A 24,300-nucleotide genomic window follows, 5' to 3' on the forward strand; every position below is an offset into this window, starting at 1 on the left:
CGGTGCGTGGCAGCATGAAGAGGTGACCACCTCCGCCAGCGCCATGATCGGCCGCGACGCCGAGCTCGCCTGGCTCGACGGGCTGCTCGGCGAGGCCGAGGCCGGTATGCCTCGCACGGTCGTCGTCGGGGGCGAGGCGGGCATCGGCAAGAGCCGGCTCATCCGCGAGTTCGCGGCCCGCGTGGGTTCCGTGGCCGGGGCGGCCGATCCGGCCACCAGCGCCCGGGTCATCGTCGGCCAGTGCGTCGACCTCGGCACGGTGGCCGCGCCGTACGCGCCCATCAAGGCGGCGCTGCGCAGCCTCGTCGCCGACATCGGCGCCGAGCGCGCCCTCGACACTGTCGGCCCAGGGCGGGCCGCCTTCGTGGCGCTCCTGCCCGAGCTCGCCGAGTCCGGCGGGGCGGGCGAGCCGGTGCCCGCCGTGGCCGGCGGTCCCGGCGCGAGCGGTCAGCTGCACGAGGCCGTCGCGGTGCTGCTCGAGACGGTGTCCCGCGAGCGGCCGGTCGTGCTCGTGGTCGAAGACCTGCACTGGATCGACCCGGCGAGCCTCGGGCTGTTGCGCTTCCTGGTGCGCGCGCTCACGGCCAGCCGGGTGATGCTGCTGCTCAGCTACCGCAGCGAAGACGTGACGCGGGGGCATCCGCTGCGCCCCTTCCTCGCCGAGCTCGAGCGCGACCGCTGGGTCGACCGTCGCGAGCTGTCCCGGCTGTCGCGCGACGAGGTGCGCGAACTCGCCGCCTCCCTCGCCGGCAGCTCGCCCGACGAGGGGTTGCTCGACACCCTCTTCCGCCGCAGCGACGGCGTGCCGTTCTTCGTCGAAGAGGTCGTCGGGCTCGACGGCTGCACCGACGAGGGCCAGCTGCCCGACACCCTGCGCGACCTGCTGCTCGCCCGGTACGAGCGGCTGAGCGACGAGGCGCAGCAGCTGCTCCGACTCATCGCGACCGGCGGGGTGCGGGTCGGGCACCCTCTGCTCACCCGGGTCTTCCGTGGCGGCGACGACGAGCTCGACGAGGCGGCGCGAGAGGCCGTGCTCGGCGGCGTCCTGGTCGTCGACGGCGAGGACTACGGCTTCCGGCACGCCCTCGTGCGCGAGGCGATCCTCGCCGACATCCTGCCCGGCGAACGGGCCAGGTTCCATGCCAGGTACGCCGAGGCGTACGAGGCCCTCGCGGCCGCCGGCAGTCGCCGGCTCGCGGCCGAGATCTCCTACCACTGGCTCGGCGCGAACGACGCGATGCGGGCGTTCCCCGCCACGGTGCAGGCCATGCGCGAGGCCAGGGCGGCCTCGGCCTTCGCCTCCGCGGCCCAGCTCGGCGAGCGGGCGCTCGCGCTGTGGGACGTGGTCGACGGGGCCACCTCCGGCGGGGCCACCTCCGGCGGGCCGGACGGCGAGCGCGGGGCCGGCGGCGGCGCGGCGGAGATCGCGGGCATGAGCCGCACCGAGCTGATGGGGCGCACGGCGTCCCACCACCGCAACGCGGGCGAGAACGATCGCAGCCTCGCCGTGATCAAGGCGGCGCTCGCGGAGTGCCCGCGCGACGACCCCAACTATCCGAGGCTGCTGCGCGACCGTGCGCTCACGCTCGGCAGCGACGGGCGACCGGGCTCGATCCCGCTGCTGCTCGAGGCGCTCGAGGTGCTCGGGCCAGACGGCCCAGCCGAGCTGCGCGCCTCGGTGCGCACTTCGCTCGCCGGGCGCTACATGATCGACGGGCAGCTGCCCGAGGCGGCCGAGATGGCGCAGAGTGCGCTCGAGCTCGCGGAATCGATCGGCGCCCCGCGGCTCGCCTCCGTCGCGTTGAACATCGCCGCGGTCAGTCGCGCCCACCTCGAAGACCCCCTCGGCGCGGCTGAGCAGCTCGAGCGGGCGAAGCAGCTCGCCGAGGGCGACGGTTCGGCCCTGCTCCGCTATTGGGTGAACGCCTCCGACCTCTACAACCTCCTCGGCGACTACGAGCTCGCGATCGAGCTGGCCGAAGAGGGGCTCGCCCGGGCCCGGGCCACAGGCCTCGAGCGCAGCAGCGGCGTCATCCTGGCTTCGAACGCCGTCGACCCGCTCTTCGCGCTCGGCCGCTGGCAGCGCGGGCTCGAGCTCATCGAGCGGGCGCTGGCGCTCGATCCGCCCGAGCCGTTCAAGATCTACCTGTGGCGCGCCGAGGCATGGGCCGAGCTCTGGCGCGGCGATCTCGCGAGTGCCGACCACGTGCTGCGCACGAACCGGGCCGCGATGAACGCCGTCGGCGAGGTCGAGCTGCAGACCCGGCAGAGCGTGGGCCGCGTCGCGACCGAGATCGCGCTCGCCCACGGCGACGTCGTGACCGCCTGGCGCGAGGCCGCGCCGCTCCTCGACGAGCACGAGGGGGCCATCGCCGGCTACGGGCTGCCCTACGCCTGGGCGCTCGCGCGCACGATCGCCGCGGCCCGCTCGGGGCACGCCGCCGCGAACGCCGACGAAGCCGAGCTGCTCGCCGCCGCCTCCGCGGCCGAGCCCCGCTTGCGTGCGCTGCTCGCTCGCTTCGCCCACTGGCCGCTGCACCCGCTCTGGGTCGCACTGATCGACGCCGAGCTCGAGTCCGACCGTGAGCACGCCGTCGAGGCCTGGCGTCGCGCCGTCGACGCCGTGGACGATCCGCGGGCGCTGCGTCTGCTCGGGCCCTACGCCCGGCTGCGGCTCGGCGAGGCCGAGCTCGAGGCGGGGGAGCGGCAGGCGGCCAAAGCGAGCCTGCAGCTCGCCCACGACGAGGCCGAGCGCTCCGGCATCGGGGCGGTGCTCGCCTCGGTGGTGCGCGTCGCGAGCGCCGCGGGGCTCGTGCTCGAGGGGGCCGGCGCCGGCCGGGCGATCGGCGTGACCGACGCCGTCGACGCGGCGGCGGATGCCACGGCCGAGCTGACCGCCCGCGAGCGCCAGGTGCTCGCGCTCATCGCCGAGGGGCTCAGCAACCGGCAGATCGGCGAGCGGCTGTTCATCAGCGGCAAGACCGCGAGCGTGCACGTCTCCGCCATCCTGCGCAAGTTGGGCGCGGCCACCCGTACCGAGGCGGTCTACCGCGCGGGGCTCGCGGCGACGCCGCCGACGTAGTGCCGCGGTTCTCCCGCCCGGCTGGGAGTCTGCCGACGCCGGGCGGCTCGCCGCTCGAGCGGGCGTAGGCTGGCCCAGGAGGTACGACGTGACCGCTCTGGACGACATTCCCTTCTCCACCATGGACGGCGAGCAGCGCTCGCTCGCGGACTACGCGGGCCAGACGGTGCTCGTGGTGAACGTGGCCTCGCGCTGCGGCCTCACCCCGCAGTACGCGAAGCTCGAGGAGCTGCAGCGGCGCTACGCCGACCGGGGCTTCACCGTGCTCGGCTTCCCGAGCAACCAGTTCCTGCAGGAGCTCGGCAGCAACGAGGCGATCAGCGAGTTCTGCTCGACGACGTACGGCATCTCGTTCCCGGTGCTCGACCGGGTGCGGGTCAACGGCCGCAACGCGCACCCGCTCTACCAGGAGCTGAAGCAGACGCCGGATGCCTCGGGCAAGGCCGGCCGCGTCACCTGGAACTTCGAGAAGTTCCTCGTCTCGCCCGGTCGCGAGGTCACCCGCTTCCGGCCGACGACCGAGCCCGACGCCCCCGAGGTGATCGAGGCGATCGAGTCGTCTCTCCCCGCCTCCTGAGCCGGTAGCGTGGTGGGTCGAGCACCAAGGAGCCCCACCCGCATGAAACCCGGACCCCGGCGCAGCATCAGCCAGGCCGACATCGTCGACGCCGCGTTCGAGATCCTCGAGGAGAAGGGCTTCGCCGCCGTCTCCGTGCGGGCGGTGGCGGCCGCGCTCGGCCTCACCCCGACCGCGCTGTACACGTACTTCCCCTCGAAGGGCGCGCTGCAGGCTGCGATGATCGAGCAGCTCCTGGCGGGGGTCGCCGAGGCCGAGTCCGGCGCCGAGCCCGCCTGGCGCGAGCGGATCCACGCGATCGCCGCCGCGCTGCGCGGTCGCATCGCCGGCCACGCCGGCTCGATCGCCCTGCTCACGAGCGGTCCGCTCGACGGCGAGCGGTCGAAGGACGTCGCCGAGGCGCTCATCGCCGCGTTCGCCGAGGCGGGCCTGGGCGCCGACGCGGCGGCGCTCGCCGGGCACGCGGTGCGGGCGCAGGTCATCGGTGCGGCGGCGCTGGATGCCGCGGCCGCGGCGGCCCCGGAGGAGGCGCCCGCCCCGCAGACGCTGTGGAAGGAGCCGAGCCGGCATCCGCGGCTCGAGGCATCCGCCCAGCTGGGGCTCGACACGGGCGAAGCCGACGAGGCATCCCGGCGCTGGACCCTCGACCGCCTCATCGACGGGCTCGTCTCCACGGCGTAACCGGTCGAGCCGGTCGCGCGCGCCTCGCCCGCCCCGCCGCGCTCCGGCGGCACACTGAGCGCATGCTGCACTTCCGGATGATCGTGCCGAGCGGGCTCGGGCCGGCCGTGGATCGCGTGCTCGACGTGCACCGCGATCACGTCTCCAACGTCATCCGGCTGCCCGGCGCCGGAGCCGAGCCGACGGGCGACGTCGTGCTCTGCGACGTGGACCGGGTGGCCGCGAGCGAGCTCCTCGGCGAACTGCACGCCGCCGGCCTCGACCGCTCCGGTTCGATCGCGATCGAGTCCGTCGAGCTCACGCTCTCGCCGAACGCGAAGCGCAGCGCCGCGAGCGTCTTCGGGGGCGAGGACGACGCCGTCGTCTGGCAGGAGGTCGAGGCCCGCGCGGGCGACGAGGTGCGGCTCACCGCGACCTTCCTCGTCTTCATCGCCGTCGCGACGATGATCGCGGCGGTCGGGGTCGTCAGCGACCAGCCGATCCTCATCGTCGGAGCCATGGTCGTCGGACCCGACTTCGGCCCGCTCGCCGCCATGGCCGTCGGAATCGTCCGGCGCAGGTGGCGCGTCGTGGGGCGGTCGGCGGTCGCCATCCTCGTCGGCTACGCCTCGGCCATCGTCGTGGCGATGCTGTTCAGCCTGCTGATGGTGAGCTGGGGCGTGTTCCCGGCGGACCCGTTCGCCTCCTCGCATCCGGCCACCGAGTTCATCTGGACGCCGAACGTGCTGAGCTACATCGTCGGCTTCCTCGCGGGCATCGCCGGGGTGCTCTCGCTCACCTCGGCGAAGTCGGGGGCGCTCATCGGCGTGCTCATCTCGGTCACGACCGTGCCGGCCGCGGGTGCGGCGGCCCTCGCGCTCGCGGCGGGCGAGTGGCACACGCTCGGCACCTCGCTGCTGCAGCTCGTCGTGAACCTCGCGGCGATCGTCACCGGCGGCGTGGTGACCCTGTTCGTGCAGATCCAGGTGGTGCGCGGCGGGGTGCGCCGCGGCGAGCGGATCGGCAGCCGGTGACACGGCCGAGCGCCGGCCCTCACGAGGAGAGCCGGCGCCCGGGTGCGCGGCGGGGCCGCGCGGTGCAGCGGGTCAGTCCGCCTTCGGCGGCGTGATCTGGATCAGCGCCGTCGTGTTGTCCTTCATCGGCTTCTTCAGCTTGATGACGGTGCCGTAGCCCACGCCGTCGTCGGCCGGGTTGCCCGAGCCGAACGGCCCGACCCCCGCGTCGACGCCGTCGTACGCCGGCAGGCGGTTGCCCTCGAGGTCGTACAGCGGGGTGCTGTACTGGGCGTTGCCCACCGAGGGCACGACGGTCGAGGCGTCGCGGTCGCGGTAGAACAGCGTGCCGTCCGACTCGCGCAGCGCGAAGCCGGGCACCCAGCCCTGGTCGTCGGTGAAGGTGCTCACCGGCTTGAGGGCGGGGATCTTCGTGCAGTACTCGGTGAACGCGTCATCGACGATGCACTCCGTGAAGGGGTACGTCTTCTGCACGCCGAAGGCGGCGTTCGAGGACTGCGCCCGCGAGGGCATCACATTGAGCGTCGACGGGTCGAGGTCGGCGGCCGCTCCGGTCCGCTGCAGCGGATTGAAGTGGCTGTCGACGATGAGCAGGCCGCCCTTGGCGCCGTAGCTGGGCAGCGCCGCCTCGTTGGCCGTGATCATGTTCGAGTCGCCGTACGTCGTGTCCCGGTACCAGACGAGCATGCCGGGGGCGTTGTAGGCGAGCTTCTCGACCTTCCAGGCGCCCTCCTGGTACACGCTGTTGTACGCGTACTTCAGGCCCTGGTCGAAGCCGTCCATGTTCCGCCACTCGACGAGGTAGTACTGCGCCTTGACCGAGGTGCCGGTGTCCTGACGCCAGCCGGGCCCGGTCGTCGTCGTGAACGAGGCGACCTCGGCGGTCCAGCCGTTGTCGCCCTGCTCGACGTCGTCGCTCCAGACGGTGTCGGCGCCGCTCGTGACCGCGAAGTCGTCGGCGAACCATCCGCGCTCCTGGAAGGCGGCGTCCGTCGCGAGCCGCAGGCGCAGCTGCACCGTCTGCCCGGCGTACGAGGTCAGGTCGACGTAGTCGTGGCGCCAGCCGCCGGTCGAACCGGTCAGGCCGTACTTCTTCGGCGTTCCGGCGCCGAAGTCGCTCAGCCGGCCGTTCGGGTCGGCGTAGCCGTCAGGGGTGGTGACCTCGGCACCGGCCTCGTCGAAGACCTTCTGCTCGGTCCACGTCGTGCCGCCATCGGTCGAGACCTCGACGAAGCCGAAGTCCCAGTCCTCCTCGATCACGAAGTCGTTCCACATCCAGAACTTCGGGTCGGTGGCCGGCACGTCGATCGTGCGGCCGAGACGGAGGTCGGCCCAGTCCTGATCGGAGCCGGTGTACCACATGTTCTCACCGCTGTGCGGGGTCGCGAGGGTCACCACCTTGTCGGGCAGGTTGACCTTCACGCCGTCCTCGGAGCCCTTCAGCGGCCGCGAGTTCTGGCCCACCTTGAAGGTGTCCGGGCGGTCGCCCGGGTTCATCTCCGCGGGGTCGACCCAGCCGAGCACGTACTTGTCCCAGAGGCCCATGTGCGTCGGCATCGACTGGAAGATCGGGCCCGCGTGCGAGCCGGAGCTCATCAGGTCCCAGAAGTCGACGTCGGAGTCACCGGCGTTCGAGGTGTCGTACAGGTCGGGCAGGCCGAGGTCGTGGCCGTACTCGTGCGCGAACACGCCGACGCCCGAGTCCTCGGGCTGCACGATGTAGTTCGACAGCTTGAGGTCGGTGCCGGGGATCGGAGCCCCGCCGGCCACGGCGGAGGAGTGCGCCCAGATGGCGTAGGTGCCCTCGGCACCGCCGCCGCCCGACTTGTCCTCGCCCGCGTGCACGAGCACGACGTGGTCGATCACGCCGTCGGGCTCGAAGAGGTCGCCGTCGCCGTCGCGGTCGCCCTGGTCCTCGATGTCGTAGTCGGCCCAGGGGAAGTCGGGCTGCGCGGCCGACAGCGCCGCGACGGCATCGATCGGCAGCTGGCCCGGCCCGAGCGGGTTGTCAGGGTGGCCCTGCATGTCCTGCATGGGGCCGGCCTCGTAGACGCCCTCTTCGTTCTGGTGGCAGACCGTCGCGCCGTAGTACGCCTCGGAGTGCGGCACCGTCACCCAGGCGGTCGCCTCACCGGTGACGGTGTAGGCGCCCTGCGACATCTCCTCGTACATGTTCTTCATCGTGTAGCCGGAGATGTCGATGCCCTTGCGGCCGTCGGGGCCGCGGAGGTCCTTGCGGACGCGCTCCGTGATGCCCTTGTCGCTGAACAGCATCTTGTTGTAGTGCTCGCTCGAGAAGTCGGGCACCCACATCGAGTTGTTGTCCTCGAGCTCGTAGTCGGCCGGGTTCGGGATGTTGTTGTGCAGCGGGCCGCTCTGCGGAGCGCCGGGCTTGCACTCGGTCGCGCCGAACTCGGTCGGCACGTACACGTCGCTGAAGTCGTCGACCACTGTGTCGTCGAACTCCACGAGGATCGTGAGGAGCTTGGCCTCCTGCGTCTCGTCGGCCTGCTTGTAGTTCGGCTTCTTGTGCTTGTTGCCCTTCCAACCGTGGCCGTGCCCGTGGCCGCCGCGGTCCCACTTCAGTTCCTTCGGGCTCTTGCCGGTCTTGTTGGACTGGTCTTCGAGTTTCGCGAGTCCCTGCGCCGCGACCGGGTTGCCGGCCGCGTACTTCGCATCCACGGCCTTCGCCTGCTCGAGCGCGGACATGCCGCGGGCCGTGTCGTTCTTCGCCCCGTTCACGTCGACGACCACTTCGTCGTCGCCGAAGGCGCTTTCCGCTCGCGGTGCGACGTAGTTCATGTAGTACTCGTCGTCACCGATCACCGGCGCGGACACGGGCGATGGCGACGCATTCGCTGGCGCGATGCTCAAGGTCGCCAAGCCGGCGGCCGTGAGCGCGAGCACAGAGGTCGTCGCCACCACGCGCCGCGCGCGAGTGGAGTTTCCAGACATGCTTCTCCCTCCGAGCACCGACGCGTGGGTTCGTCGCGCCGGTGCGACTGGCACGCGTCGATCAGACGCGCGTACTCGGCATCATGCACCGTGTACCCCGTTTGGGGGAAGAGGGGAATTCCGATTCGATGGCGGATCGCCGCGATCGGGCCGGCGGCGAGGGGCCGTTCGTGAGGATCTGCGATCTTCGGTCTGCCTGCATCTGCGACGGAGTCATCTCACTCCAGGCGGAACTGATGACCAGCTAGAAGGCGTGTGAGTGAGGTTGGAAGCCCTGGTGCATTGGTGCTGTACATTGCCCCAATGCGGATCGGCGTCTACATCGATGGGTTCAATCTCTACTATGGCGGGCACGGTCACCTCGGCAGCACGCCTGGTTGGAAGTGGATTGATCTTCGCGCTCTGGCGACCCGCTTCGCCACTTGGCAATCTGCTTCGGTGGGTCGTGTCGTGTATTGCACCGCTCGCGTGAATGATCCTGCGGATCCGCAGCAGACCCAGCGCCAGGACTTCTATCTCAAAGCGCTCGAGCTGCATGGAGCAGTTGACGTGATCGAAGAGGGCTACTACACGTCCTGGGCCAAGGAATCGATCTTGACAGCTGAGAAGGCTGGAACGAGGGCGCCGACTGCTTTCGTCGATCAAGGATCGGCCGAGACGTGGTCACCCGGTCTTCGCATCCGGCGAAACGCGAACGGCCACGTGTTCGCCACCGTCCGGAAGCGGGAGGAGAAGGGCTCTGACGTAAACGTCGCCACTCATCTTCTCGCCGACGTGCTTCAGCAGCATGTCGATGGAGCGATCGTCATCTCGAACGACTCCGACCTCGCCCTGCCGTTGCAGATTGCCCGTCAACATGTTCCTGTCGGCCTGATCAATCCGCAACCGAGGCCGCTGGCGGGCGCTCTGAAAGGCCTTCCGAGCGAAGGTGTAGGCCGTCATTGGTGGCGGCGGCTCGCGCCGGCTGATCTTTTGGCCAGCCAGCTTCCGGATCCGGTTCACGGAATTGCAAAGCCGGCGACCTGGTAGCCCGGCCCGCGTGGTAAAGTGAAACCACCAACCCGTCCTCCAAGTGAGGGCGGGTCTTTTCTTGCATGAACAGAGGCATGAGCGCCTGTGCTGGTCTACTTGTTCGTCTCCGGATGTGGAGATTCAACCCCTGAACATGTTCGCGAGCTGACCGGCGTGAGTGCGCGCTGAGCAGGCGCTTCTGGAGCTGGTCACTCGCTTCGACGGGCTCAGCGGACCAGGCTCAGCCCAGCAGCAGCTTGCCGAGCTGGTCGCTCGAGTGCACGATCGCGAGCGCGTCGGCGGCCTCGGCGGGCGAGCCGTAGCCCCACTCGACGACGATCGTGGGCACATCGTGCGCGGCGGCGCCCAGGATGTCGTAGCCGCGGTCGCCGACCATGACGGCGTGCGAGGCATCCACTCCGGCGCCCTCGAGGCGGCGCAGCGCCTCGGCGACGACGTCGGCCTTCGTGGTGCGCGACTCGTCCTCGCTCGCACCGGTGATCGTCGTGAAGTACCCGGCGAGCCCGGCGTGCTCGAGCACGGTGCGGGCGACGGCCTCGGGCTTCGAGGTGGCGAGGGCGACCGGGATGCCGGCGGCGTGCAGCCGCTCGAGCAGGCCGGCGATGCCGGGGAAGACGGGTGAGCGGATGGCCCGCTCGTTGTAGTGCGCGCGGTAGATGCCGAGGGCGTGCCTGGCCTGCTCGTCGTCGAGCCCCGCCGAGAGGCGGAGGCTGTCGAGCAGCGGCGGGCCCACGTAGTCGCGCAGGGTCGCCTCGTCGGGGACGGGCAGCCCGACGGCCTCGAAGGCGTGGGCGAGGGAGCGGGTGATGTCTCCGGCGGAGTCGATGATCGTGCCGTCGAGGTCGAACAGCACGGCCGACCAGCTTCGGGTGGCGACGACGGGTGCCGGGGGGAGCAGCGTGTCAGAGGTCACCGTGACATCCTATGGGCGCACGCCTCGGTGAAAGCCGAGTGCCGCTCGGGTCCGCTCGGTGCTCAGAACAGCCGGGCGTGCCCGCTGTCGACGCCGCGCATCTCGTCGTAGTCGAGCACGACGCAGCGGATGCCCCGGTCTTCGGCGAGGGTGCGCGCCTGGGGCTTGATCTCCTGGGCGGCGAAGACGCCGCGCACGGGCGCGAGCCGGGGGTCGCGGTTCATCAGCTCGAGGTAGCGGGTGAGCTGCTCGACGCCGTCGATGTCGCCGCGCCGCTTGAGCTCGACGGCGACGCTCGCCCCCGCCTCGTCGGTGGCGAGGATGTCGACCGGGCCGATCGCGGTCATGTACTCGCGGCGGATCAGGGTGTACCCCTCGCCGAGCCGTTCGATCTGTTCGGCGAGCAGCTGCTGCAGGTGGGCCTCGACGCCGTCCTTCTGCAGCCCGGGGTCGATGCCGAGCTCGTGCGCCGAGTCGTGCAGCACCTCGTGGATCTTCACGATGAGCCGGTCGGCGGTCTTCTTGTGCGTCACGGTCCAGACCTGGGTGATGCCGCCGGCGGCCTGCTCCTCGTCGGGCTCCGACTCGGCGAGCGTGCACGGCGGGCTCATCCAGTTCAGCGGCTTGTAGCTGCCGCCGTCGGAGTGCACGAGCAGGCTGCCGTCGCCCTTGACCATGAGCAGGCGGGTCGCGAGCGGCAGATGGGCGGAGAGCCGGCCGGCGTAGTCGACGGAGCAGCGGGCGATGACGAGACGCACCGTTCGAGTGTACGCGGCCGTCGGGACGCGCCCGCTGCTCGGCGCCGCTCACGCGCGCAGGTACGTCACCACCACGACCCCGTTGTCGAAGCGCCGGGTGTCGACGAGCCGGAGCTGCTGGCGCACGCCGTCGGGGAGCGCCTTCGCGCCGCCGCCGAGCAGGCACGGCGCGATATAGAGCGAGAGCTCGTCGACGATCCCCGCGCGCAGCGCCTCCGCGGCGAGCATCGCGCCGCCGACGAGCACGTCGGCCTCCGCGGTGCGGGCGAACTCGCGCACGGCCTGCGGGTCGAAGCTGCGCTCGAGCGTCGTGCGCGGGGTCGGCACCTCGTCGAGCGTCGCCGAGTAGACGACCTTGTCGGTCGCTCGCCATATCTCCTGGAAGTCGGCCTCGACGGGCGCGAGCTCGGCGGGATCGAAGTCCTCCCACACTCGCATCACCTCGTAGAGCCGGCGGCCGTAGAGGTGCGTGCCGACCGTGCGCATCCGGTCGTTGATGAACTGGTGCTGATCGGGACTCGGTTCGCTGAAGTCGAAGCTGCCCTGTTCGTCGGTGATGTACCCGTCGAGCGAGCAGTTCGTGGAGTAGAGCAGTGCGGCCATGGCGGTACCTCCTGGCGCACATGGTGCACCCCTCGGGCGGATGCCGCCAGAGCCCATGTGCGCCGGGTCGGGGTCGCCGCTCATGGAATCCTGGAGCGATGCGCATCCTCGTCACCGGCTTCGAACCGTTCGGCGAGGACGCCGAGAACGCGAGCGGCGAGACGGTCGCACGGCTGCCCGAGCGCTGGAGCGACCCGGCGATCGAGCTCGTCACCGCGATCCTGCCGGTGTCGTTCGGGGGTGCGCCCGCCCGCCTCCGGCAGCTCATGACCGAGCACCGCCCCGATGCCGTGCTCGCGCTCGGCGAGGCCGGGCGGCGTGCGGCGGTCACCCCCGAGCGCGGTGCGCGGAACCTGATCGACGCGCGCATCCCCGACAACGACGGCGCGCAGCCGCGCGGGGTGCCGATCGACGACGGCCCCGAGCGGCGCACGGCCCGTTTCGACGTCGACGCGATGGTCGACGCGATCCGTGCGGTCGGGGTTGGCGCCGAGGCATCCGACGATGCCGGTGGCTTCGTCTGCAACCGGATCGCCTACGAGCTCGCGCGCTCCGAGCTGCCGGGTGGATTCCTGCACGTGCCGGCGGTGCGGAGCCGCGGCGTCGCCACGGTCGGCGCGGAGACCGGCGGTGCGGAGACCGGCGGCATGGCCGGGGTCAGCACGCTCGGCTTCGACGAGCTCGCACGCGCCGCGGAGGCGGCCGTGCGCGCGCTCGCCGAGGGCGTGCGGCCGGTTCGCTAGCTCCGCGAGCGCTCGCGCGCCGCGGGAGCGAGGATGCCGGCGACCGCGGTGAGCGCCAGGATGACGAGCAGCGCGTTCAGCAGCCCGAAGTGCTCGCCGAGGAAGCCGATGAGCGGCGGGCCCGCGAGGAACGCGAAGTAGCCGATGATCGCGACCGCGCTCACCCGGGCGGCGGAGTTCACCGGGTCGTCGGCCGCGGCGGACATGCCGACCGGGAAGCCGAGCGAGCAGCCCACCGCCCAGAGAGCGGTGCCGACGACGATGACCCACGGCTCGGTGCCGAAGATGAACATCGAGATGCCGACGACCGCGGTCACCGAGAGGACTCGCAGCACGGGCACCCGTCCGAAGCGGTCGAGCAGCGGGCCGCCGAGCACGCGGGAGACCGTCATCGACACGGTGAAGACGCTGAACACGAGGGCGCCGGTGGTCGCGTCGAAGCCGTGGCCGTCGACGGCGGCGAGGGTGATCCAGTCGTTCGCCGAGCCCTCGGCGAACGACATGCTCAGCATGATCGCGCCGATGAGGAGGAGGCGGGCGTCGGCCCAGACGGACAGGCTGGCGCGCAGGCGCTCCCGCCACGGCGGCTTGGGGGCGCCGTGCTCCTTCGGGTCGCCGAGCTCGGCGCGACGCGGCACGAAGCGCACGGCGATGATGACGGCGATCGCGATGATCCCCGCGATGATGCCGAGGTGCGCGAGCACGGGCAGGCCGAGCCCGGCGGCGCCGGCTGCGAGCACGGCGCCGGCGACGGTGCCGAAGCTGAAGAAGGCGTGCATGAGCGGCATCAGCGTCTTGCCGATCTCACGCTCGGCCTCGGCGCCCTCGACGTTCATCATCACGTCGACCGCGCCGTTGCCGAAGCCGAAGAAGGCGAGGCCGACGACGATCGTGACGACCGAGGGCACGAGCGAGCCGCCGATGCCGATGAGCACGAGGCCGACGGAGACGAGCAGCAGCATCGCGATCATGCCGGCGCGCGCGCCCAGGCGGGCGAGGAAGATCGGTGCGACGACGAGGCCGATGATCGAGCCGACCGACATGCCGAGGATGACGAGGCCGACGCCCTGCGTCGACAGCTCGGTGAAGTCGCGCACCGCGGGGAGGCGGGCGACCCAGCTCGCCATGCTGAGGCCGGAGAGGAAGAAGATGGTGAAGACGGCGTTGCGCCAGGCCGCGAGGTGGCGGGGCGTGCGTCCGCGCTTGGGGGTGCGGGCGGCGGTTCGGCTCTCGTCTGGGGTGTCGGTCATCTCAAGCGCTTCATCGTGGGTCGGCTGGGTCATCCGGTCGTCCTCGCGGTCGTCGTCGGCCCGAGCGGCCGGGATGCCGCTCCCAGTCTGGCCGATGCGGGATGGTCGTGCGGAGGTGGGGTGCGCGGCGGGCCGGGGTCCAGTCCGGCCCGCCACGTCCCTCGAATCGATTCGAGTCGAATCGATTCGACCACGATAGCGACCGCATCGTCGTCGTGCAAGAGCTCCACCCGGCCCCCGGCCATCCGCGCGGGTGGCCGGGCCGATCGCGTCCCCTGAAACATCCGGCCGCGCGTCGATACGATGGCTGAGGCATCCGGCGCACCCACCGGACCGACTCGCACGGACCGCCGCACCCAGCGGTTCCGTGCCCTGAACCACGATGGAGTTCCACATGAAGGCCCTGTTCAAAGCCGCGCCCGGTGCCGGATTCGAGTTCGTGGACCGGCCGGAGCCCGAGGTGGGGCCGGCCGACGTGAAGATCCGGGTGCTGCGCACGGGCATCTGCGGCACGGACCTGCACATCGAGAAGTGGGACGACTGGGCCGCGTCGACGATCGCGACGCCGCTGATCCCGGGGCACGAGTTCTCGGGCGAGGTCGTCGAGGTCGGGCCGCTCGTGCACGACGTCTCGGTCGGCGATCTGGTGTCGGGCGAGGGGCACGTCGTGTGCGGCATGTGCCGCAACTGCCGTGCCGGACGCCGGCAGATGTGCATCCGCACGCAGGGCGTCGGCCTGCACCGCGACGGCGCGTTCGCGGAGTACATCGTGATCCCCGGGCAGAACGTGTGGGTGCACCATTCGCCGGTCGACCCCGAGCTCGGCGCGATCTTCGACCCCTTCGGCAACGCGGTGCACACCGCGCTCGCCTTCGGTGTGGTCGGCGAGGACGTGCTCGTCACCGGCTGCGGACCGATTGGGCTGATGTCGATCGCGGTCGCCCGGCACGTGGGGGCGCGCTTCGTGGTCGCGACGGATGTCTCGCCGGCCCGCCTCGAGCTGGCGCGCCGCATGGGCGCGGACGACGTGGTGGATGTGTCGAAGGAGCGGGTGCGCGAGGCGCAGGAGCGGCTCGGCATGCGCGAGGGCTTCGACGTCGGCTTCGAGATGAGCGGTTCGCCGAAGGCGCTGCCGGAGCTGCTCGAGAACATGAACCACGGCGGCCGGATCGCCATGCTCGGCCTGCCCGCCGAGCCGTACGCGATCGATTGGGGCAAGGTCGTCACGCACATGCTGACGCTGAAGGGCATCTACGGGCGCGAGATGTTCGAGACCTGGAACTCGATGTCCGCGATGCTGCAGACGAGCGAGCCGCTGAGGGACGCCGTCGCGAGCGTGATCTCGGACCGCTTCCCCGCGCGCGAGTGGCGGGCGGCGTTCGACGTCGCCGCGTCCGCGGGCGCGGGCAAGGTCATCCTCGACTGGACCGAAGTATAGGAACGGGTGGAACGCACATGTACGGAGACGTGAAGGCGCAGCTGCGCGCCGAGCTCGACGAGATCGAGGCCGCGGGGCTCACGAAGCGGGAGCGCGGCATCGTCGGACCGCAGTCGTCCGAGGTGGACATCGCCTCCGGCGGTGCCGAGGGCGTCGGCCTGGCCCGGGTGCTCAACTTCTGCGCGAACAACTACCTCGGCCTCGCCGACGACCCGCGCATCGTCGCCGCGGCGCACCGCGGTCTCGACGAGTGGGGCTACGGGATGGCGAGCGTGCGCTTCATCTGCGGCACGCAGACCCAGCACCTCGAGCTCGAGGCACGCGTGTCGGAGTTCCTCGGCTACGACGACACCATCCTGTTCTCCTCCTGCTTCGACGCGAACGGCGGCGTCTTCGAGACGCTGTTCGGCCCGGAGGACGCGATCATCTCCGACGCGCTGAACCACGCCTCGATCATCGACGGCATCCGCCTGTCCAAGGCCCGGCGCTACCGCTACGCGAACCGCGACCTCGCCGAGCTCGAGCAGCGGCTCGTCGAGGCATCCGACGCCCGCCGGAAGGTGATCGTCACCGACGGCGTCTTCTCGATGGACGGCTACATCGCCCCGCTCCGGGAGATCTGCGACCTCGCCGACCGCTACGGCGCGCTCGTCTTCGTCGACGACTCGCACGCCGTCGGCTTCGTCGGCGACAACGGGCGCGGCACCCCCGAGCTGTGCGGCGTCGAGGGCCGGGTCGACATCACGACCGGCACCTTCGGCAAGGCGCTCGGCGGCGCCTCCGGCGGCTACGTCGCGGCCCGGCAGGAGATCGTCGACCTGCTGCGCCAGCGCGCCCGCCCGTATCTCTTCTCGAACACGCTCGCCCCGGCCATCGTCGCGGGCACGCTCGAGGCGCTCGCGCTGCTGTCGTCGTCGGGCGAGCTGCGCGAGCGGCTGAAGGCGAACGCGGCCCTGTTCCGCTCGCTGATGACCGAGGCGGGTTTCGAGCTGCTGCCCGGCGAGCACCCCATCGTTCCGGTCATGTTCGGCGACGCGGCGCTCACCGCCCGCATCGCCGACGCCCTGCAGGCCCGGGGCGTGTACGTCACCGCCTTCTCGTACCCCGTGGTGCCGAAGGGCGAGGCGCGCATCCGCGTGCAGCTCTCGGCCGCGCACTCCGAGGACGAGATCCGTGCCTGCGTCGAGGCCTTCACCGCCGCGCGCGAGGAGGTCGCCCCCGCCTGAGCGCGGCGCGGGGCCCGGGTGCGGGCGGAGGCGGCCGCTCGAATCGATTCGTGCGGCTCGCAGGCCCGGCCCCTAGACTCGGGGCATGACCGCCCGACCGACCCTCGCCGACGTGGCCGCCCGCGCCGGCGTCTCGGCGTCGACCGCGTCGCTCGCCTTCTCCGGCTCGGGCCCCGTGTCGGATGCCACGAAGGAACGGGTGCTCGCCGCCGCCGCCGAGCTCGGCTACGCCGGACCCGACCCGCGGGCGCGCTCGCTCCGGCGGGGCCGCTCGGGCATCGTCGGCGTCGTGCTGGAGGAGCGGGTGCGCAGCGCTTTCCTCGACCCGGTGAAGATCCGCACCCTCGACGGCATCGCCGACGGCATCGCCCCGCTCGGCGCGGCCCTGCTGCTGCTGCCGTTCGTCGGCGGCGAGTCCGAGGGCGCCACCATCGAGGACGCCCCCGTCGACGCCGTCGTGCTCATCGGCTGCAGCCCGCGGGTGGGGCACTCGCTCGAGATCCTGCGCCGCCGGGGCATCCCCACCGTGGCGATCGAGGGCGGACCCACCGGCGACGATGTGCCCGACATCTCCATCGACAACCGCGACGCGACCCGTCGCGGCGCCGAGCACCTCGAAGCGCTCGGCCACCGCGACGTCGGCGTCGTGACGCTGGCGTTCGACGCGGAGCGCACGAGCGGCCCCGTCGACGCGGCCCTCGAGGCGCGGGCGACGACCCAGGTCACGATCGAACGGCTGCAGGGCGCGCGTGACGTGTTCCCCGAGGCGCCCGCGGTCGCCGCGGCGACGAGCTCGGTCGAGGACGGCCGCCTCGCCGCGCGCCTGCTGCTGGCGGATGCCTCGGGCCGGGTGCTTCCCGCCGAGCGCCGTCCGACGGCCATCATCGCGCAGAGCGACCTGCTCGCCGCCGGGGTGATCCTCGCCGCGGAGGAGCTCGGGCTCACCGTGCCGGGCGAGCTCAGCGTCGTCGGCTTCGACGGCATCCGCGTCGACGGCCTGCGGCACGACCTGACGACGCTCGAACAGCCCTCGACCGACAAGGGCCGCGCGGCGGGCGAGGCCGTGGTGCGCCTGCTCGCGGGCGAACCCGCGGCGTCGCTCGCGTTCACGAGCACGCTGCACCTCGGCGACACGACGGCACCGCCCGCGCGCTGACTCGCGCTACGCCACCCCGGTGACCATCCACCGGCTGCCCCGGGCGCGCAGCGAGAGCGTGATCGCTCGGGCCGCGAGGTAGCCGAGGGCGAACGCCGCCATGAGCCAGGCGAGCGCGGCGGCACCGGGGGCGCCCGAGGCATCCGCCCACCAGACGGCGCCGAGCGCGAGCGGCGCGTACGCCGCGAGGTTCACGAGGCCGGTCCAGGCGAGGTAGCGGGCGTCGCCCGCGCCGATGAGCACGCCGTCGAGCACGAAGACCAGTCCGCCGAGGGGCGCCGAGATGCCGAGCACGACGAGGGCGGGCGGCAGCAGCGCTGCGACATCGGCCGAGGAGGTGAACAGCTGCGGCAGCACCCATGCGGTCGAGACGACGAGCGCGCCGATCACGAGGCCTGAGCCGATGCCCCACTGCAGGCAGCGGCGCAGCACGAGCCGCACCTCGGCGACGTCGCCCGCGCCGAGCCCTCGGCCGACGAGCGCCTGCGCGGCGATCGCCAGGGCGTCGAGCGCGAAGCCGAGGGTGAAGTAGATCGAGATCGCCACCTGGTAGGCCGCGAGTTCGTCGGGCCCGAGCGCCGTCGCCGACCAGGTCGACAGCAGCAGCGCCGCCCGCAGGCTCAGCGTGCGCAGGAACAGCCAGCCGCTCGACGAGGCACCGCCGAGGAGGCCGGCCCGGTGCGGACGCCAGCCCGCGCCCGCGCGCCGCGCGTGCCGGCCGACGACGATCAGGTAGACGGCGACCATGCCCCACTGGGCGACGACGGTGCCGACGGCCGAGCCGGCGATGCCCCAGCCGGCGAGGTAGATGAAGACGAAGTTCAGCGCGATGTTCGCGGCGAAGCCGATGCCCGCGACCCAGAGCGGCGTGCGGGTGTCCTGCAGGCCGCGGAGCAGGCCCGTCGCGGCGAACACGAGCAGCATGGCCGGCAGCCCGGCCATCGAGATGCCGAGGTAGCTGACGGCGGCCTCGGCCACGGCCGGGTCGGCGCCGAACGCGCCGACGAGCGCGGGCGTCGCGGCCCAGCCGGCGAGCCCGAGCAGTGCGCCGAGCCCGAGTGCGAGCCAGAGCCCGTCGATGCCCGCCTGCACCGCGCCGCGCTCGTCGCCCGCGCCGAGCCGTCGGGCGACCGCCGGCGTCGTCGCGTAGGCGAGGAAGATCATCAGCCCGATGATCGTCTGCAGCACGGCGCTGGCCAGGCCGAGCCCGGCGAGCGGCGTCGCGCCGAGGTGGCCGACCATGGCGGTGTCGGCGAGCAGGAACGCGGGCTCGGCGATGAGCGCGCCGAGCGCGGGCAGCGCGAGGCGCAGGATGTCGCGGTCGACGGAACGGCGGTGGGGCGTGGTGCTCATGTGCCCGTCGAGCCTACGGCCTGCCGCCGACGGGCTCGCCCCGCCTCGGCTCAGCCGCGCACCCTCACGCCTTGTCGACGATCTCCTTGCCGAGCGGGGCGAGCGAGACCGGGATCATCTTGAAGTCGGCGATGCCGAGCGGGATGCCGATGATCGTGATGCAGAGCGCCACGCCGGACAGCACGTGCCCGATCGCGAGCCAGAGCCCGGCGAGCAGGAACCAGATCACGTTGCCGATGAACGCCCATGCGCCGGAGGTCGGCTTCTGCACGACCTCGCGGCCGAACGGCCAGAGCGCGTAGCGCGCGATGCGGAACGAGGCGATGCCCCACGGGATCGTCACGATGAGCACGCACATGATCACCCCGGCCACGAGGTAGCCGAGGAACAGCCAGAACCCGGAGAGCACGAGCCAGATGACGTTGAGCACGGTGTTCATACGGCTTCCATCTTCGCACCGCCCGGTGGGAAATCGCGGGCCACCGTTCAGGCTGCGCCGCCTAGGCTGGAGCGCATGACCGACGACGGCACCCTCAGCTCCGGCATCGCGCTCGACGAACTCGACCCGGGCGTGCGCCCGCAGGACGATCTGTTCCGACACGTCAACGGCAAGTGGATCGATCGCACCGAGATCCCGGCCGACAAGGCCCGCTTCGGCTCGTTCATCGAGCTGCACGAGGAGGCCGAGCGGGCCGTCCGCGAGATCATCGTCGAGGCGCAGGCCGCCGACCCCGGCACCGAGGAGCGCAAGGTCGGCGACCTCTTCGCGAGCTTCATGGACGAGCAGCACGTCGAACTCCTCGGCGCGACGCCGATCGCCGGCCAGCTCGTCGAGGTGTCGCTCATCGGCGACGTGCCGAGCTTCCTCGAGACCCTCGGCCGCCTCGAGCGCCAGGGCGTCGCGGGCTTCGCGCAGCTCTTCGTCGACAACGACCCGGGCGACCCCGAGCGCTACCTCGTCTTCGTCGAGCAGGGCGGCATCGGCCTGCCCGACGAGAGCTACTTCCGCGAGGAGCGCTTCGCCGAGGTGCGCGAGGCGTACCGCTCGCACCTCGAGCGGATGTTCCGGCTCGCGAAGCTCGACGGCGCCGCCGAGCGCGCGGCACGCGTGTTCGAGCTCGAGACCGCGATCGCCGCGGTGCACTGGAGCAACGTCGACTCCCGCGACAGCGAGAAGACCTACAACCTGAAGAGCTGGGCGGATGCCGCGGCGCTCGCCTTCCCCGGCGCCGACCCCGCCTCCGGCGGTCTCGCCGTCTGGCGCGACGCGATGGGCGCCCCGGAGGCGGCCTTCGCCGAGCTGGTCGTCCGCCAGCCGAGCTTCGTCGAGGGGCTGGGCGCGCTGCTCACGGAGGAGCGCGTGCCGGCGTGGCGCGACTGGCTCGCGTGGCAGGTCGTGCGCGGGGCATCCCCCTACCTGTCCAAGGACTTCGTCGAGGCGAACTTCGACTTCTACGGTCGCACCCTCACCGGCACCCCGCAGCTTCGGGAGCGCTGGAAGCGCGGCGTCTCCCTCGTCGAGGGGGCGATGGGCGAGGCCGTCGGCCGCATCTACGTGGAGCGGCACTTCCCGCCCGCCGCGAAGGAGCAGATGGACGAGCTCGTCGGCTACCTCGTCGAGGCCTACCGCGAGTCCATCGTCGGTCTCGACTGGATGGGCGAGGAGACCAAGCGCAAGGCGCTCGACAAGCTCGCGAAGTTCACGCCGAAGATCGGCTTCCCGGTGAAGTGGCGCGACTACTCGAGCCTCGGCATCGAGCCCGGCGACCTCGTCGCGAACGTGCGGGCGACGGCGGAGTTCGAGTTCCGCCGCGAGCTCGGCAAGATCGGCAAGCCGATCGATCGCGACGAGTGGTTCATGACCCCGCAGACGATCAACGCGTACTACAACCCGGGCTTCAACGAGATCGTGTTCCCCGCGGCCATCCTGCAGTACCCCTTCTTCAGCCCGGAGCGCGACGCGGCCGCCAACTACGGCGCGATCGGCGCGGTCATCGGGCACGAGATCGGCCACGGCTTCGACGACCAGGGCTCGAAGTACGACGGCGACGGGCGGCTCACCGACTGGTGGACGGCCGACGACCGCGCCGCCTTCGAGGAGCGCACCAAGGCGCTCATCGCCCAGTACGACGCGCTCGTTCCGGCGCAGCTCGCCGAGAGCGGCGAGGATGCCTCCGAGCTCCCGCACGTCAATGGCGCGCTCACCATCGGTGAGAACATCGGCGACCTCGGCGGCCTCGCGATCGCCTGGAAGGCGTACCTGCTCTCCCTCGGCGGCGCGGAGCCGCCGGTGATCGACGGGCTGAGCGGCGCCGAGCGCTTCTTCCTCTCCTGGGCTCAGGCCTGGCAGATGAAGGCGCGCGACGCGGAGGTGGTGCGGCTGCTCGCCATCGACCCGCACTCGCCGAACGAGTTCCGCTGCAACCAGATCGTCAGGAACATCGATGAGTTCTACACTGGCTTCGGAGTGACCCCCGACGACGCCCTCTGGCTCGACCCGGCCGAGCGGGTGACGATCTGGTAGTCCGCTCCACGGTCCCGGAAGGCCGTGACCGGAACCCGCCCCACCAGATACCGTTGAGCTCGAGCGTGCCGCACCCCGCGGCGGGGGAGCGCCGAGCCCGTGAGCAGGAGAGTGCAAGCGCCGTGGTGACCCCCTCGCAAGGCTCAGAGCGCAGAGCGCGCCATGCCGATGTCCGGCGAGGGAAGCACCGCACCGACGAGGCGAGCGAGGACTTCAGCCGCGGCTTCGACGCGCTCGGGGAGCTCGCGCTCGCCGGGGTGCAGGTGTCGGCGCGAGCGACTGATCTCGCCACCGGCCGGGTGCTGTTCTCGGTCGACGACCACGTCGTGATGCCGACCGCGTCGATCGGCAAGGTGCTGCTGCTCGTCGAGGTCGCCGCCCGGCTGGCAGAGAGCGAGACCGAGGCGCTCACCGTGCTCGACCGCGATGCCCGCGACGCCGTCGGAGACGCCGGCATCTGGCAGCACCTGCAGTCGCCCTCGCTGCCGATCGCCGACCTCGCCGCGCTCATCGGCGCGACGAGCGACAACCTGGCCACCAACGTGCTGCTGCGTTACGTGGGGCTCGAGGCGGTGCGCGCCCGCACCGAGGCGCTCGGCCTCACCCGCACCGCGCTGCTCGACCTCGTGCGCGACCACCGAGGCCCCGACGACGCCCCGCAGCTCTCCATCGGCTCGGCGAAGGAGCTCACCTGGCTGTTCGCCTCGCTCGCGCGCGGCGAGATCGTCTCGCCCGAGGTGTCGCAGCGCGTCGTCGGCTGGCTGACGCTCAACACCGACCTGTCGATGGTGTCCGCGGCGTTCGGGCTCGATCCGCTCGCGCACCGGCGGCCCGACCACAGCGTGCTGCTGATGAACAAGACGGGCACCGACGGCGGCGTGCGCAGCGAGGTCGGCGTGCTGCGCGGGCCGCGCGCGAGCGTCGCCTTCGCGGTGTCGATGTACTACGCCGACACGCAGCTCTCGAGCCGGCTCGCGGTGCTCGACGGCATGCGGCAGGTCGGGCTCGACCTGCTGGAGTTCGTGCACTAACCCGGCGTCTTCGCGGATGCGTCGGTTGCCTCGGGTGTCGCGGTTGCCGCGGTTGCGTGGGTTGCCTCGGTTGACTCGGGGGCGTCCGCGACGCGCCGGCCTTCCTGTTCCGTCAGCCCGGCGATGCCATCGAGCACCGCGCGCGCCGTCTCGGGCGCGCCGAGCACGCGGAAGTGGCCGGCGATCGGCACCTCGATGTTGCGGGCGCCCGGCAGCTCGCTGCCGTCGGGGATGTGCGGGTCCCAGCGGCCGAAGACTGAGACGATGCGCGCGTCGACCTCGCGCGCCTCGCCGAGTGCATGGATCGTGGCGTCGCCCGGCAGCAGGGCGAGCAGGCTCCGGTCGGCGAAGAAGAAGCGGGCGCGGCTCGAACCGCCGAACGGTGTACAGATCGCGACGACGCCGAGCAGGCCGAGCTTGGCACCGGGGGTCGACCCGGTGGCGTCTGCTCGCTCCAGCTCGTCGACGAGCAGCTGCTTGCCGACGAGCCCGCCCTTGGAGTGCCCCACGATCACCCGGCCGGCCGGCGGCGCCGGCCGGCGGGCGAGCGCCCGGCCGAGCAGCGTCGCGGTCGCCGAGATCGGGCGGCGGTTCGCGCCGAGCCCGTGCACGACGCGCACGCGATGGCCCGCACGGTGCAGGCGTTCGGCGAGCGGGCGCAGGAAGGTCCAGTGCTCGTAGATGCCCGGCAGCAGCACGACTTCGGGCAGCGAGTCGTCGCCGCGTTGCCAGTGCCTCGCGTCGCGTCGGTCGAACGGGGCCGCGAGGTGGCGCCAGCCCGCGTAGAGGTAGTCCGCGGCCCACCAGCGCGCGGCGCGCCACCAGGGGACGTTCGCGTTCGCGTTCCCGTTCGCGTTCGACTTTGCCCTCGGGCGAGTGCCGGGGCGCGTCCGGCGACCGGTCGGCACGGGCTGGGCGACGGGATGTCCGACCGGTTCGCCTGCGGCATGCGCCGCGACGAGCCGCGCGACCTCGGCGCCCGCGGTGATCATGGTCTCGTGCCCGCGGCCCGCGACCTCGACGAGGCGCCCGTCGGGCAGGAGGGCCGTGACCAGTTCGGCCCAGTCCCGCGGGGCGACCTGGTCGTGCTCGCCGCGGACGACGAGCGTGCGCGCCCGGATGCGCGGCAGCACGAGCTCGATGCGGTGGGCGAGCATGTCGGCGAGCTTCGCGAAGTACCAGCGCGGTCCGGCCTGGACGTAGTAGCGGATGCCGAGCGCGAGTACCTTGAGGTGACTGAAGGCGAGGTCCTGCACGAGGCGGAGCGCCTGCATCGCGGCGGTGCGCTCCCGGCGGTTGATCGTCGGGGCGATGAGGACGACGGCGGCGACGAGCTCGGGTCGCTGCGCCGCAGTCTCGGCGACGATCTGGGTGCCCATCGAGTGTCCGACGAGCACGACGGGCTCGTCCGGGCACTCGGCCGCCACCAGCTCGCCGAGATAGGCGCCCGACGAGGCCATGTCGAGCGATTCCTCGGGCTCCGGGGCGTCGCCGAAGCCGGGAAGGTCGAGCGCGAGCACCCGGCCCGAGCGGGCGAGCGTCTCGGCGAGGTCCGACCAGGTGCGATGGCCCATGCCGACGCCGTGCACGAGCACGTACGTCGGACCGCCGTCGATGCCGGTCTCGGTGATGACGGTTTCGTGGTCACCCCGCCGGAACCGTCGAATCGTCATGGTCGCAGTCTAGGCAGGCGGATGCGTGGAGGAGGGGAGGGTGACGAGCGACGGGTGGATGGGGTAAACGGGGTCGGCAGGCGCCAGGCTGGGCGCGGCTGGACTGGGCTGGTGCTCAGAAAGGTGCGGGTTCGGGGTAGCGCTCGGGATCTTGGTAGCGCTCTGGGGTGTGTTGGGGTGGGAGTTGGTGTTGGGGTGTGGTGGTGGCGGTGTGGCCGGTGGGGGTGTGCCAGGTGATGGTGCCGTCGGGTGCTTTGGTGACCTGGAATTTGGTGTGGTGTTTGAGGGTGTG

At 71.9% G+C, this 24,300-nt stretch carries 19 protein-coding genes; 11 read left to right on the top strand and 8 right to left on the bottom strand.

Annotated features, from left to right (window positions below):
- Positions 1 to 22: 22 nt before the first annotated feature.
- From ACFWE1_RS14550 to ACFWE1_RS14565, 4 genes are all read left to right on the top strand, one after another.
- The gene (locus tag ACFWE1_RS14550) at positions 23 to 3,082 is read left to right on the top strand and encodes an AAA family ATPase (protein WP_376934119.1); all 3,060 of its coding nucleotides are present in this window, start codon (positions 23 to 25) and stop codon (positions 3,080 to 3,082) included.
- Positions 3,083 to 3,203: 121 nt separating this feature from the next.
- Positions 3,204 to 3,659, top strand: coding sequence for a glutathione peroxidase (locus ACFWE1_RS14555; RefSeq protein ID WP_376934145.1), 456 nt, complete (start codon positions 3,204 to 3,206; stop codon positions 3,657 to 3,659).
- Positions 3,660 to 3,701: 42 nt separating this feature from the next.
- Positions 3,702 to 4,340, top strand: coding sequence for a TetR/AcrR family transcriptional regulator (locus tag ACFWE1_RS14560; RefSeq protein WP_376934120.1), 639 nt, complete (start codon positions 3,702 to 3,704; stop codon positions 4,338 to 4,340).
- 62 nt (positions 4,341 to 4,402) lie between these two features.
- A complete protein-coding gene (locus ACFWE1_RS14565; protein WP_376934121.1) occupies positions 4,403 to 5,353 on the top strand; it encodes a DUF389 domain-containing protein in 951 nt (316 codons plus the stop codon).
- Positions 5,354 to 5,425: 72 nt separating this feature from the next.
- Here ACFWE1_RS14565 and ACFWE1_RS14570 read toward each other — a convergent pair whose 3' ends face one another.
- Positions 5,426 to 8,191 (bottom strand): immune inhibitor A domain-containing protein, encoded by a 2,766-nt coding sequence (locus tag ACFWE1_RS14570; protein ID WP_376934122.1) that lies wholly within the window; start codon positions 8,189 to 8,191, stop codon positions 5,426 to 5,428.
- Positions 8,192 to 8,611: 420 nt separating this feature from the next.
- Here ACFWE1_RS14570 and ACFWE1_RS14575 point away from each other — a divergent pair, with 420 nt between their 5' ends.
- Complete coding sequence (locus ACFWE1_RS14575) at positions 8,612 to 9,337, top strand: NYN domain-containing protein (RefSeq protein WP_376934123.1); 726 nt, start codon at positions 8,612 to 8,614, stop codon at positions 9,335 to 9,337.
- A 223-nt stretch (positions 9,338 to 9,560) separates the two neighbouring features.
- On the opposite strand, the gene ACFWE1_RS14580 is transcribed toward ACFWE1_RS14575, so the two are convergent.
- The 3 genes from ACFWE1_RS14580 to ACFWE1_RS14590 all read right to left on the bottom strand — a co-directional run bounded on the left by ACFWE1_RS14580 (position 9,561) and on the right by ACFWE1_RS14590 (position 11,614).
- The gene (locus ACFWE1_RS14580) at positions 9,561 to 10,253 is read right to left on the bottom strand and encodes an HAD hydrolase-like protein (protein WP_376934124.1); all 693 of its coding nucleotides are present in this window, start codon (positions 10,251 to 10,253) and stop codon (positions 9,561 to 9,563) included.
- A 62-nt stretch (positions 10,254 to 10,315) separates the two neighbouring features.
- Positions 10,316 to 11,011, bottom strand: a complete 696-nt coding sequence (nucS, locus tag ACFWE1_RS14585) for an endonuclease NucS (protein ID WP_376934125.1) — start codon at positions 11,009 to 11,011, stop codon at positions 10,316 to 10,318.
- 48 nt (positions 11,012 to 11,059) lie between these two features.
- Positions 11,060 to 11,614, bottom strand: coding sequence for a dihydrofolate reductase family protein (locus ACFWE1_RS14590; protein WP_376934126.1), 555 nt, complete (start codon positions 11,612 to 11,614; stop codon positions 11,060 to 11,062).
- Positions 11,615 to 11,712: 98 nt separating this feature from the next.
- Here ACFWE1_RS14590 and ACFWE1_RS14595 point away from each other — a divergent pair, with 98 nt between their 5' ends.
- On the top strand, positions 11,713 to 12,357 hold the full coding sequence (locus ACFWE1_RS14595; protein WP_376934127.1) for a pyroglutamyl-peptidase I: 645 nt from the start codon (positions 11,713 to 11,715) through the stop codon (positions 12,355 to 12,357).
- Here ACFWE1_RS14595 and ACFWE1_RS14600 read toward each other — a convergent pair.
- A complete protein-coding gene (locus ACFWE1_RS14600; RefSeq protein ID WP_376934128.1) occupies positions 12,354 to 13,607 on the bottom strand; it encodes an MFS transporter in 1,254 nt (417 codons plus the stop codon). The genes ACFWE1_RS14595 and ACFWE1_RS14600 overlap by 4 nt on opposite strands.
- A gap of 394 nt (positions 13,608 to 14,001) precedes the next feature.
- Between ACFWE1_RS14600 and tdh the strand changes: the two genes are divergently transcribed.
- From tdh to ACFWE1_RS14615, 3 genes are all read left to right on the top strand, one after another.
- On the top strand, positions 14,002 to 15,045 hold the full coding sequence (gene tdh / locus ACFWE1_RS14605) for an L-threonine 3-dehydrogenase (protein ID WP_243569811.1): 1,044 nt from the start codon (positions 14,002 to 14,004) through the stop codon (positions 15,043 to 15,045).
- A gap of 17 nt (positions 15,046 to 15,062) precedes the next feature.
- Positions 15,063 to 16,271, top strand: a complete 1,209-nt coding sequence (locus tag ACFWE1_RS14610; protein WP_376934129.1) for a glycine C-acetyltransferase — start codon at positions 15,063 to 15,065, stop codon at positions 16,269 to 16,271.
- An 85-nt stretch (positions 16,272 to 16,356) separates the two neighbouring features.
- A complete protein-coding gene (locus ACFWE1_RS14615) occupies positions 16,357 to 17,427 on the top strand; it encodes a LacI family DNA-binding transcriptional regulator (RefSeq protein ID WP_376934130.1) in 1,071 nt (356 codons plus the stop codon).
- Positions 17,428 to 17,433: 6 nt separating this feature from the next.
- On the opposite strand, the gene ACFWE1_RS14620 is transcribed toward ACFWE1_RS14615, so the two are convergent.
- Positions 17,434 to 18,780, bottom strand: coding sequence for an MATE family efflux transporter (locus tag ACFWE1_RS14620; protein WP_376934131.1), 1,347 nt, complete (start codon positions 18,778 to 18,780; stop codon positions 17,434 to 17,436).
- Between the two features lie 64 nt (positions 18,781 to 18,844).
- Positions 18,845 to 19,219 carry a YccF domain-containing protein gene (locus ACFWE1_RS14625; RefSeq protein WP_376934132.1) on the bottom strand — a complete coding sequence of 125 codons (375 nt, stop codon included), beginning with the start codon at positions 19,217 to 19,219 and terminating at the stop codon, positions 18,845 to 18,847.
- A 75-nt stretch (positions 19,220 to 19,294) separates the two neighbouring features.
- Here ACFWE1_RS14625 and ACFWE1_RS14630 point away from each other — a divergent pair, with 75 nt between their 5' ends.
- Positions 19,295 to 21,304, top strand: coding sequence for a M13 family metallopeptidase (locus ACFWE1_RS14630; RefSeq protein WP_376934133.1), 2,010 nt, complete (start codon positions 19,295 to 19,297; stop codon positions 21,302 to 21,304).
- Between the two features lie 125 nt (positions 21,305 to 21,429).
- The gene (locus tag ACFWE1_RS14635; protein WP_229781845.1) at positions 21,430 to 22,335 is read left to right on the top strand and encodes a serine hydrolase; all 906 of its coding nucleotides are present in this window, start codon (positions 21,430 to 21,432) and stop codon (positions 22,333 to 22,335) included.
- Here the strand turns inward: ACFWE1_RS14635 and ACFWE1_RS14640 are convergent.
- Complete coding sequence (locus tag ACFWE1_RS14640; RefSeq protein ID WP_376934134.1) at positions 22,332 to 24,008, bottom strand: alpha/beta fold hydrolase; 1,677 nt, start codon at positions 24,006 to 24,008, stop codon at positions 22,332 to 22,334. The two genes, ACFWE1_RS14635 and ACFWE1_RS14640, sit on opposite strands and share 4 nt — an antisense overlap.
- Between the last annotated feature and the right edge of the window lie 292 nt (positions 24,009 to 24,300).

The sequence above is a fragment of the Agromyces sp. NPDC060279 genome, assembly GCF_042726785.1.
Taxonomy (GTDB): Bacteria; Actinomycetota; Actinomycetes; order Actinomycetales; family Microbacteriaceae; genus Agromyces.